8 protein-coding genes are annotated in these 11138 nt (G+C 69.6%); 6 read left to right on the top strand and 2 right to left on the bottom strand.

Annotated elements, in window-relative coordinates; genetic code table 11:
- Nucleotides 1-53: 53 nt before the first annotated feature.
- On the bottom strand, nucleotides 54-452 hold the full coding sequence (locus tag ACWD3I_RS37960; protein ID WP_365411015.1) for an ArsR/SmtB family transcription factor: 399 nt from the start codon (nucleotides 450-452) through the stop codon (nucleotides 54-56).
- A gap of 110 nt (nucleotides 453-562) precedes the next feature.
- Entirely contained in the window at nucleotides 563-2125 is a 1563-nt protein-coding gene (locus ACWD3I_RS37965; RefSeq protein ID WP_365411012.1) for an MFS transporter, read from the bottom strand.
- 762 nt (nucleotides 2126-2887) lie between these two features.
- Between ACWD3I_RS37965 and ACWD3I_RS37970 the strand changes: the two genes are divergently transcribed.
- The 6 genes from ACWD3I_RS37970 to ACWD3I_RS37995 all read left to right on the top strand — a co-directional run bounded on the left by ACWD3I_RS37970 (nucleotide 2888) and on the right by ACWD3I_RS37995 (nucleotide 11137).
- Nucleotides 2888-3604 (top strand): glutamine amidotransferase-related protein, encoded by a 717-nt coding sequence (locus ACWD3I_RS37970; RefSeq protein WP_365411009.1) that lies wholly within the window; start codon nucleotides 2888-2890, stop codon nucleotides 3602-3604.
- A 118-nt stretch (nucleotides 3605-3722) separates the two neighbouring features.
- Nucleotides 3723-6236 carry a molybdopterin-containing oxidoreductase family protein gene (locus ACWD3I_RS37975; protein ID WP_365411006.1) on the top strand — a complete coding sequence of 838 codons (2514 nt, stop codon included), beginning with the start codon at nucleotides 3723-3725 and terminating at the stop codon, nucleotides 6234-6236.
- 49 nt (nucleotides 6237-6285) lie between these two features.
- The gene (gene aroA / locus ACWD3I_RS37980) at nucleotides 6286-7608 is read left to right on the top strand and encodes a 3-phosphoshikimate 1-carboxyvinyltransferase (RefSeq protein WP_365411003.1); all 1323 of its coding nucleotides are present in this window, start codon (nucleotides 6286-6288) and stop codon (nucleotides 7606-7608) included.
- The gene (gene gpmI, locus ACWD3I_RS37985) at nucleotides 7605-9140 is read left to right on the top strand and encodes a 2,3-bisphosphoglycerate-independent phosphoglycerate mutase (RefSeq protein WP_365411000.1); all 1536 of its coding nucleotides are present in this window, start codon (nucleotides 7605-7607) and stop codon (nucleotides 9138-9140) included. Before aroA ends, gpmI begins: the two co-directional genes overlap by 4 nt.
- A complete protein-coding gene (locus tag ACWD3I_RS37990; protein WP_365410997.1) occupies nucleotides 9137-9496 on the top strand; it encodes a hypothetical protein in 360 nt (119 codons plus the stop codon). Before gpmI ends, ACWD3I_RS37990 begins: the two co-directional genes overlap by 4 nt.
- Nucleotides 9497-10315: 819 nt before the next feature.
- A complete protein-coding gene (locus ACWD3I_RS37995) occupies nucleotides 10316-11137 on the top strand; it encodes a phosphate ABC transporter substrate-binding protein (RefSeq protein ID WP_365411018.1) in 822 nt (273 codons plus the stop codon).
- The last annotated feature ends 1 nt before the right edge of the window (nucleotide 11138 follow it).

Consider the following 11138-nt stretch of genomic DNA (forward strand, 5'->3'; position numbering starts at 1 on the left):
CTCCCCGTGGGGGAGGAGCACCGGCCCTGCCGGGTTCGCGCGGGTGTGCGCGGTCAGGCGCCTTGCACGGCGGGCTGGTCGGCCTCGGCATGCAGGCAGGCCGCCACCGTCTCAGGGTCCATGGCCGCCAAACTGGCGAACATGCGCAGCGGTTCGGCCAGCGTCTGGCAGCACATGACGTACTGGTTGCTGCGGCCCTTGGGGATCGCCTCGACGAGTTGCTGCTCACGCAGCGGGGCCAGGTGGTGGCTGACCAGCGTCTGGCTCAAGCCGGTGGCCTCCTGCAGTTCCTTGACGGTGCGGGGACGCTGCGCGATCAGAAGGATCAGCATCAGCCGGGTCTCATCGGCCAGCGCCCGCAGTTTGGGCGCCAGCATCTGGGCGCGCTCGCGTTCACTGAGCCACTGAGACGGATCACTGACCGCGACCCTCAGCTTCGATGGCCGTGCCATCGCCACCTCCCTTTCGCCCCCGGGCCGGTCGTCCGGCGCCGGGCGGGCCGCGGCGTGCGCGCCGGGCCGGGCTACGGGCTTGATCCTACGCACTGTCCGCCCTTTCGGGATCAGGAGGTTGCGGGGGCATCGGCGCTGGTGCCGTGGGCGGCTTCGGCCTGCGCGGTGCCGTCGTCCTCGGCCACACGGTCCCGGGGCAGGACGAGCGCGGCGGTGACGGCTCCGGCCACGGCGACACCGACAGCGATCAGCAGCGTGGTGGCGAAGCCGCCGACGAAGGACTGCTGGGCGGCGGCCAGGACCTTCTGGCCTGCGCTGCCGCCCACCTGCTGGGCAACCGCGGACGCGCCGGCCAGGGACTCTCGTACCGCATCTCCCGCTTCCCCGGGCAGGGTTGCGGCCTGCGGCAGGTCGTCGCGGTAGAGGGTGGTGATCACGCTGCCGCTGATGGCGATGCCCAGCGCGCCGCCGACCTGCATGCCCACATCCGCCACGGCGGAGCCGGCGCCGGCCTGGCGGGCGGCGGAGACGACCAGGATGGCATCCACCGCAGCCGGCAGGGCGATACCCATGCCCAGTCCGAACACGGCCAGCCCGATGAGTGCCTGGGCCTCGTCGTCGACCTGCAGTCCGGCCAGCACGCCGAGCCCGGCCGCGCACAGCAACAGGCCCAGGACGACGGTGGCCTTCAGTCCGGTGCGCTCGACGAGCTTCGCCGACAGCGGCGCGCCGATCATCATGGTGCCGATGGCGAGCATGCGCAGGCCCGCGCCCAGCGGGTCGAGTTCGAGCACGGACTGCAGGTACTGGGTGAGCAGATAGAGGCCGCTGTAGAGGCCGAAGGAGGTGCAGGCGATCGCCAGGGCGCCGCCGCCGTAGCGGGCGTTGAGGAACAGACCGACATCGAGCATCGGGTGGGCGGTGCGCCGCTCCCACAGCACGAACGCGACCATGAGGACGACGCCCACAAACAGGGAGCCGAGAGTGACGATGTCGCCCCATCCATTGTGCGGGGCCTCCACCAGGCCGTAGACGATGGCGACCAGGCCGGCAACCGAGAGCAGGGCTCCGCCGAGGTCCAGGCCGGGGTGGCCTTCGGCCTTCGACTCGGGAATCAGCTTGGCACCGCCGATCAGGGCTATGGCGGCAAGCGGCACGTTGATGAGGAACATCGAGCCCCACCAGAAGTGCTCCAGCAGCAGTCCGCTGACCACCGGGCCCAGCGGCACGCCCACGGCGGCCGCGCCGGACCAGATGCCGATCGCCTTGCCCTGCTCCTCGGGAGGGAAGACATCCTTGATGATGGCCAGGGTGGCGGGCATCATCAAGGCGGCGGAAATGCCCATCAGGGTGCGGAAGGTGATGAGCATTTCGGCACTGGAGGCGAAGGCCGCGCCGAGACTGGTCAGTGCGAACGCGGCCAGGCCGATGGAGAGCAGGCGCTTGCGGCCGAAGCGGTCGGACAGACCGCCGGCCATGAGCAGCAGGCCGCCGAAGGCCAGCGCGTAGGAGTCGACGGTCCACTGCAGCTGGCTGCTGGTGGCGTCCAGGTCCTTTTGGATGCTGGGCAGGGCCAGGTTGAGGATCAGGGTGTCCAGACCGATCAGGACCAGGCTCAGGCACAGGATGTTCAGGATTTGCCATCTGCGGGGATGGCCGGCTGAGCGGTTCAACGTGCGTTCTCCTCAAGCGCGACGGGGTGGCGCCCACGTGGGGCAGCCAGGGCCGGCCGGGCCCGCGGGGGATTGAAGAGGCCGGGCCAGCCGCTGGCCACCCCCAATTAAGCAGCAAACACAGTTATCAACAGCGTCTGCTGTTTATAACGGCGAGTTTTGTATGCCGCATCCGGCCATCTGCGCCGCGCCTTCACAACTGGCTGTCCACGGCAGGGGATTTCGGGGCTGAAGTGCGCAAACACCCCAAGGCCGTGCCACTGCCCGGTCCGCTGGCCGTCCGGCCCGTCGCGCGGCGCCGCGCTCCGCGACAGGACGGCGTCCGCGCCGAAGATCCTGATCAACCCCCACCCCGCACCGTGGAAGGCGGCGTTCCGGTGCAGCGAGCGGAGTTGGCGCGAATCGTTCCAGGCCGAGCAGGAGACCCTCGAATACTTTGACCGTCATCGATAAATTGAGCGAGAAGCAGCACGGGGGCCTGCGCAGAGGGTCCCGCTCACGGGGTGCCAGGGGGACACATGCGTACATCCGGCAGTCAGACGCTCTCAGTCGCATCACCGCCGGCGCGGCGTTAACACGCCTCGGTTCTCCCACTTCTGTTCACGGATCCGTGCGTGGCGCACGGTCCTGACATCACCTCACGCACCATCACTTCCTGCGGAGCAGACCGCGCTCGGCACGCGGACTGCTGCGCTCACGAGGCTGGAACCGTCACCGGCGACGGCTGTTCCGGGCCCTTCCTGAAATATTGAAAGGGAAACGATGTCAGTCTCTGCTCGGCCCCGACTTGCCCTGGTGGGCGACCGCGGCAATCACGACGAGCCGTCTCATCCCAAGATCGACGCGATGCGTGAGCAGTGGGACCTGACCACCCAGTGGATCCCGACCACCGACATCCACGACACCTCACTCCTGCAGGACTTCGACGGGATATGGGTGGTGCCCGGCGCGCCCTACTTCAACCAGAAGGGCGTGCACACCGCGGTGCGCTACGCCCGGGAGAACGGGCTGCCGTTCCTGGGCACCTGCGGCGGATTCTTCAGCGCCCTGATCGAGCACGCGCAGAACGTGCTGCATCTGCCCGAGGCCGAGGGCGTCGATGAGGACCCGGAGCGGTTGATGCCGCTCGTCACGCCGCTGAAGTGCTCCTTCCGCGGGGAGAAGGCGCCCCTGAAGGTCAAGGAGGACACACTGCTGGCCTCCATCTACGGCACCACCGAGGTGGAGGAGATCTTCCACTGCGACTACGGGCTGACCGACACCTTCATGGACGCTGCCAGCCAAGGGTCGCTGCAGATCAGCGCCTGGGACGTCGACGGCGCGCCGCGTGCTCTGGAGATCACTGGCCACCCGTTCTTCATGGGGAGCCTCTTCCAGCCCGAACTGTCCTCCGCGCCCGGCTCCGAGCACGAGATCCTCAAGGCGTTCCTGGCCGCCGTGTGCGCCAAGGCGGGCCTTGCGCCGGCGCCCACTCTCTGAAACCCGCACACCACCGCTATCGCTGGAGTCTCCAAGGCCGTGCGCCGTTGTGCGCACGGTCCGGGCACCGCCATGCCCGCCTCGTCCCCACAACAGGCGGAAGGAACCTCACCTCTTCATGAAGTCCGACCAGCACGGCCTGTCCCGGCGCGGATTCGTCCGCGGCAGCGTCATCGGCGGCACCGGCCTCGGAGCGCCCGCTCTGCTGCCCCTCATTCCCGCGCACGCATCCGCCGCGCCAGGCTCAGCGTTACCCCCCGGCGGTGTTGCGGGGGCGGCGTTCACCGACCAGTCCGCTGCTCTGACCCCGGACCGGACAGTGGCCACGGCCTGCCAGTTCTGTAACAGCAACTGCCGTCTGAACGTCGATCTCAAGGCGGGCCGCGTGCTGGCCGTGCGCGGCGAGGACAAGGATCCGGTACAGCAGGGGCAGGTGTGCGTCAAGGCGGAGCTGATGCCCCAGCTCGTGTACAACGCCGACCGCCTGACGACACCGCTGCGCCGCGTCTCCGGCGCGAAGGGCTCGCCGCACTCGAAGTTCGAGGCGGTCAGCTGGCAGGAGGCACTGCGCACGATTGCGGGGAAGCTGCTGGCGCTGCGGGACGCCGGGCAGGCCCACACCATCGCCAACCGCACCACCGGGCGGCTGCCGCGCGGCACCGGCTCGCTGGTGGCCCGGCTGTTCACGATGCTGGGCAGCCCCAACAACACCGACGTCGGCCCGGTCTGCAATGACGCCGGCGGCAACGCGCTGGCGGCCACCTTCGGCCTGGGCAACTTCACCAACGGCTACGGCATCGACGGCGCCACCGGCAAGGACGACCTCGGCTCAGCGCGCCACTATCTGTTCCTGGGCACCAACCAGGCCGAGACCCACCCGGTCACCTTCGACTACCTGCTGCGCGGGCGGAAGAAGACGAAGGCCACCCTGACCGTGGTCGACCCGCGGCTGACGCCGACCGGCGCGGCGGCCGACCGGTGGGTGGCGCCCAAGCCGCACACCGACCTCGCGCTGCTGCTGGCCATGCTGCACCACATCGTCGATGAGGGTCTGTACGACAAGGCGTTCGTCAAGCGGTGGGTGGTCGGCTTCGGCGAGCTGCGCGCCCACCTGGCCAAGCACCAGTACACCCCCGCGTGGGCGGCGAAGGTCACCGGCGTGCCCGCGGCAACCATCACCGCCATGGCCGAGGAGTACGCGCAGGCCAGGCCGGCAGCAATCTTCTGCAACGCCGGGATCTCGCACCAGCTCGGCGCCTTCGACACCTACCGGGTGGCGACCTTCCTGGCCGCGGTCACCGGCAACATCGGCCGCCCGGGCGGCGGCTGCAACTTCATGCACAACACCTGGCCCGGCGACCTGCACCTGCCGCCGCTCAAGGCGGAGGTACCCAAGCGGCGCGAGGCACTGCCGGTCGGCCCGGACTACTTCGCCGAGTCCATCCTCACCGGCAACCCGTACCGGCTGCGCGCGGTGATCACGCAGGGCAACCCGCTGGTGTCCTCCGCCAACACCACCAAGGTGAAGAAGGCGTTCGAGCAGCTCGACTTCTACGTCTACACCGGCCTGTTCATGGAAGAGGCCGCCTACTACGCCGACATCATCCTGCCCGTGTGCAGCGGGCTGGAGATGGAAGGCGTCTACATGCGCCGCGACGACCGCGCGATCCGCTGGCAGGACCAAGTCGTCGAGCGCGTGGGCGAGTCCCGGCCGGACTGGGAGATCTGGATCGGCCTCGCCCAGGCGCTGGCCGACCTCGACACCCGCCGCCCGGCCGACGAATGGCGCGAGGCCTTCCCCGAACGGTGGATGGACTACAAGCAGCTGTGGGACGACTTCGTCTCCCACACGCCCGGCGCCGGCGGCATGACCCGCGAGCGGATGAAAAAGCGCAAGGAACCGCTGCGCTGGCCCTGCCCGAGCACCGACCACCCCGGGGTGAGCACGCTCTACCTGGACCATCCCAGCTGGTACCAGGCGGCCGAATCCCTGGATCCCGGCTTTCGTGGCAAGCGTTTTCTCACGCCGAGTGGAAAGGTCGAAATCACCACAGCCGAGCTGGACAAGCAGCTGTCGGTCACCGGGCACAGCGCACTGCCCATCTTCTACACCCACCCGGAAGTCACCGGGGCACACCCCACGCTGGCCTACAGCAGCACGTTCGTCACCAACCCCATCAACCCCCAGGCCGTCACCCACCCGGTGCGCCTGGGCGTGCCCGGCACCGGCGCGGTGCACCGCGACTTCCCGCTGATGGGCATGACCGGCCGGCCCAGCGTGGTGCACTTCGCCGAGGTCACCCACTGGACTGCCACCGGCAAGCAGCTCAACGGCATCCGCTTCATCCAGATCCACCCCGACACCGCCCGCCGGGCCGGGATCGCCGACGGAGACGACGTCCGCGTCGAAAGCCCGCGCGGTGCGGTGACCGGGACCGCGCTGCTGTGGGAGGGCATCCGGGCGGACACCGTGTTCGTGCCCAACACCTTTGGTCCCGCGCAAAAGGTCGGCGACCTCTTCGGTGACCCCCGCTATGAGGCGGCCAACACCCTTCCCGACGACCGCTATTACGACAACCTCTCCGGCCAGCAGGCCTTCAAATGCTTCGCCTGCCGCGTCGTCAAGGCCTGACACGGCCCGCCAAGACCGCACACCCCGTCCCCAACCACGGAGGCAGCACATGAGCGCCACATCCGACCCGCGGCTGAAGGCCGAATCCGTCACCGTCCGGCCGCTGGCCGCCTTCGACGAGACCGTCCGCGTTCTGGGCTCCAAGAGCTACACCAACCGCTACCTGGCCATCGCCTCCCTGTCCGGGCAGGAAACGGTCATCGACAATGCGCTGCTGTCCGACGACACCATCTACCTTTCCCGTGCCCTCGAGGCCTTCGGCCACGTCACCTGCGACATCGACCACGCTGCCGCCCGGATCCGCGTCGCTCCCACGGGCCGGCCGATGCGCGCACCGCAGGAGGAGATCTTCGTCGGCGGCGCCGGCACCCCGCTGCGCTTTTTGATCTCCATGGCCGGGCACGCCGAGGGCACCACCGTGATCAACGGCAACGCCCGCATGCAGGAACGCCCGATGGGCGACCTGCTCACGGCGCTGCCGCCGCTGGGAGTGGACGCCAGTGCCGTCCGCGGCAATGGCAGCCCGCCCATCCGCATCGTCGGCGGCTCCTTCAAGGGCGGCGGCACCACCATCAGCGGCGCCGTCTCCAGCCAGTTCACCTCCAGCCTGATCATCAACGCGCTGCGCGCCCAGTCCGACACCGAGATCACCATCAGCGACGAGCTGGTCTCCAAGCCGTATGTGGAGATGACACTCGCGGCCCTGAAGGAGATGGGCGTCAGCGTCGAACGCGAGGGCTATCGCCGCTTCACCGTCCCCGCCGGGCAGCAGGCCCGCGGCGGGCAGGTGACCGTGGAGCCGGACGCCTCGGGCATGTCGTACTTCCTGGCCGCCGCCGCCATCCTCGAATCCCGGGTGACCATCCCCGGCATCGGCGCAGGCTCCCACCAGGGCGATGTCCACCTGGTGGAGGCGTTCGAGCGGATGGGTTGTCACACCCAGGTCACCGGCAGCGACATCACCCTGTCCGGCGGTCGGCTGCGCGGCATCGACATCGACATGGAGGCCATGCCCGACGTGGTGCCCTCCCTGGCCATCGCCGCCGCCTACGCCGAGGGCACCACCCGCATCACCAACATCGCCTCCCTGCGGGTCAAGGAGTGCGACCGGATCGCCGCCGTCACCACCGAGCTGCGCAAGATGGGCATCGACGTCGAGGAGCACGCCGACGCCATGTACATCACCGGCGGCACCCCGCACGCCGCGGTCATCGACACCTACGACGACCACCGCATCGCCATGACCTTCGCCATCGGCGGCCTGCGCACCGAAGGCGTCGTCATCAAGGACCCCGGCTGCGTCGCCAAGTCCTTCCCCACCTTCTGGCAGACCCTCGACGCCCTCCACCCCTCCCTGGAGAGCACCATATGAGCACCTCTGAGGCGGCGTTCGCCGGACCGGGCATCCTGCTGGTCCTCGACGGCTGGGGCCACGCCCCCGCCGCCGACGACAACGCCCTGGCCCTGGCACACACCCCGGTCCTGGACGACCTCGTCACCCGCTTTCCCAGCACGCTGGCCGACGCCTCCGGCGAAGCGGTTGGCCTGCTGGCGGGAACGGTCGGCAACTCCGAGATCGGCCACATGGTCATCGGTGCCGGACGGCCACTCCCCTACGACAGCCTGCTGGTCCAGCAGGCCATCGACGACGGCACCCTGCGCACCCACCCCCTGCTGGGCACCGTCCTTGCCAAGACGGCCACCGCGGGGCGCGCCCTGCATCTGATCGGGCTGTGCTCGGACGGGCAGATCCATGCCCACGTCGACCACCTGGGTGACCTGCTGGCCGCCGCAGCCGCCCACCACGTGAGCCGCGTGTTCATCCACGCGATCACCGACGGGCGCGACGTCGCCGACGGCACCTCGACCGGCTACCTGGAGCGCGTCGCCGCGCTCGCGCAGCGGGCCGGGACAGGACAGATCGCCACCGTCATCGGCCGCGGGTACGCCATGGACAAGGCCGGCAATGTCGACCTCACCGAGCAGGCGGTCGCCCTGGTCGCCGACGGCCGCGGCGCAACGGTGAGCAGCGTGCAGCAGGCGGTGGCCGCCTCCGAGCGCGGCGACGAGTGGGTGCCGGCCAGTGTGCTTGCCGCCGCCGGGGATGCGGCCATCGCCGACGGGGATGCGGTGGTGTGGTTCAACTTCCGCAGCGACCGCATCCAGCAGTTCGCCGACGGCCTCATCGAGCACCTGGCAGCCAGTGGACGCTCGGCGGACATGCTCAGCCTGGCCCAGTACGACACCCGCGCCGCCATACCCGCGTTGGTGGAGCGGGCGGATGCCTCCGGCGGCTTGGCCGACGAGCTCTCCGCGGCCGGGCTGCGCAGTGTGCGCATCGCCGAGGCCGAGAAGTTCGAGCACGTCACCTACTACGTCAACGGCCGTGACGCCACGGTCCGCAGCGTCGAGGAACACGTGCGGATCAGCGGCGAGGGCAAGCCCGACTACATCGCGCGGCCGCAGATGAACCTCGACCGCGTCACCGCCGCCGTCGTCGAGGCGGTCGGCCGCACGGACGTCGACCTGGTCATCGCCAACCTGGCCAATATCGACGTGGTCGGGCACACCGGACGTCTGGCCGCCACCGTCAGCGCCTGCGAGGCAACCGACGCCGCGGTGGGGCAGATCCTCGAGGCGGCCCGCGACAGCGGCCGGTGGCTGCTGGCCGTCGGCGACCACGGCAACGCCGAGACCATGACCAAGCAGGCACCCGACGGCACCGCCCGCCCCTACGGCGGGCACACCACCCACCCGGTGCCCCTGGTCATCGTGCCCGCAGGCACCGCCACACCGGCGCCCGTGCTCCCGGAGAGCGTCACGCTCGCCGACGTCGCTCCCACCGTCCTGCACCTGCTGGGACACAAACCCGGATCCGCCATGACAGGAAGGCCCCTGCTGTGAGCCCGCTCGCCCCTGCCCCCGTCCAGACCGCCTGGCCCCAGGCGCCCGACCTGACCGGCTGCACGAACTCCGCGCACCTGGAGGCGGCGTTCGCCAAGGACGCCGCCGTCCGCGCACTGGACGCCGACGGCGCCGACGCCGTGCTGCGCGAGGCCGCCGACCGCTCCCGCGCGGTCCTGGGCCTGCACAACCCGACCGCCGACGAGGTACGCATCCACCTGCCGTCCCTGCTGCCCGAACACGCCGAGCGGACCTGGCACTTCGTCAGCGGGTCCATGCACACCAGCGACGCCGACGGCGGACTGTGTGTCCACCTGGCGCCGTCCGCTCACGTCTGGCTCACCACAGCCCGGTGAAGGAGAGGAGACCTCAAGACCCGGGCTACTGAGCCCGGATACCCGCCTCAAGGTGCCGGCCCCTGAACCGCCGGCCCCACCTACGCACCAGATCCACAGATCCACTGCAGCCTGCGCGGGCAGCCCCTTCGGGTGCCCGGCCCGCGTTCTCTTTCAGGGCACCGCCAACCCCGAAGGATCTGACATGTATGAACTCGTTCGCTCACTGGTGTCCGCTCCATCCGCGGCCACCGGCCCGGTCCGAGCCGTCCCCGAATCGGCCAGCGCCACCCAGGCCAGAACGCACCCTGCAACCGCCTGGGCAATTGCCGTCACGGCAGCCCTTGTCTGCCTGTTCCTTCTTCCTTCCGGCCCCGCGATGACCCTCGTGCCCGGCACGGACCTCTCCCCCGCCGAACGGGTCGCCTTCATGGCTGCCGCGACGCTGGCGAGCATCGCCATCTGGAGGGCCCGTAGCCTCCGGCCCGGCCTGCACCCGCCGTCGACACCCGCAGCGCTCCTCGGAGCGCGCGTGTGCTTCGCCCGTCGTGCGGTGCACGACGTCATGCCCGCCGTGCAGTCATCGCCCAGGGCGACTGGCCCGGGCTCCTTCGGCACCGGCTGCGGCTCTGCGTGGGGCGGCCCGTTCGCTGTTGAGGCGAAAGCCCGGAACGTGGCCGCCTGGCCGGCCCTGCCCGCGCCGTCCGATCGGTGACTGCCCGAGGGACGTTGCAGGTCCCACGCCACGACCCCACGGTTCCGCTGGAAGAAGGAAGAGCCCCACACGTGTTCACCATGAAGCGCCGCACCGCCGCTCTCGCCTCAACCGCACTGATCGTCATGTCCGTGGCCGGCTGCGCCGACAGCAAAGCCCAAGCAGACGGCGGCGCACTGCAAGTCAGCGGGTCGACCACGGTAGCCCCGGTAGCCGCGGATGCGGCCGAGGCCCTCAAGACCGACGGTCTCGACATCACCGTGGCCACCCAGGGCGGTTCCGCCGGCGGCATCTCCCAGCTCGGCTCCGACCAGATCAGCATCGCGATGAGCTCGAAGCCGCTGGCAGACGAGGACAAGGCCGCCAGCCCCAACACCGACTTCCACCCTGTCCAGATCGGCGCGGACGCCGTCGGCGTCATCGTCACCAAGGAAGTCGCCGACGGGGGCGTCAAGAACCTCACCGCAGCCCAGGTACGCGGCCTGTTCGAGGGGAAAATCACCAACTGGTCCGAAGTCGGCGGGCCCGACCTGGAAGTCTTCGTCTACGACAAGGAACCCGGACGGGGCACGCGGGAAGTGCTCGACAAGTACATCTACGGTGACAAGAAGGCCCCGCCGCCCCCGAATTCGGACAACTTCGCCATCGTGGGCGGCAACCTCGAGACCCGCAACAAGCTCGAGTCCACGCCCGGCGCGGTGGCGCCGCTGTCCACGAGCTTCATCGAAGGACGCGACAAGCTGGCCGCGGTGACACTGGACGGCATCGCACCGACCTCCGAGAACATCGCCTCCAGCAAGTACCCCATGTCCCGGCCCCTGTTCTTGATCACAGACGGTGAGCCGAAGGGGACATCGAAGACGTTCATCGACTATGTCCTGTCCGCCAAGGGCCAGGCACTGATGACCAAACACGGCTACCTGACGCTCAAGCAGATCGGGAAGTAGC

Source organism: Streptomyces sp. NPDC002817, assembly GCF_053592055.1.

Bases quoted from the DNA above. Each gene is read 5' to 3' on its own strand.
- aroA (WP_365411003.1), top strand. From the start codon at position 6,286: ATGAGCGCCACATCCGACCCGCGGCTGAAGGCCGAATCCGTCACCGTC.
- ACWD3I_RS37975 (WP_365411006.1), top strand. From the start codon at position 3,723: ATGAAGTCCGACCAGCACGGCCTGTCCCGGCGCGGATTCGTCCGCGGC.
- ACWD3I_RS37970 (WP_365411009.1), top strand. From the start codon at position 2,888: ATGTCAGTCTCTGCTCGGCCCCGACTTGCCCTGGTGGGCGACCGCGGC.
- ACWD3I_RS37960 (WP_365411015.1), bottom strand. From the start codon at position 452: ATGGCACGGCCATCGAAGCTGAGGGTCGCGGTCAGTGATCCGTCTCAG.
- gpmI (WP_365411000.1), top strand. From the start codon at position 7,605: ATGAGCACCTCTGAGGCGGCGTTCGCCGGACCGGGCATCCTGCTGGTC.
- ACWD3I_RS37995 (WP_365411018.1), top strand. From the start codon at position 10,316: ATGTCCGTGGCCGGCTGCGCCGACAGCAAAGCCCAAGCAGACGGCGGC.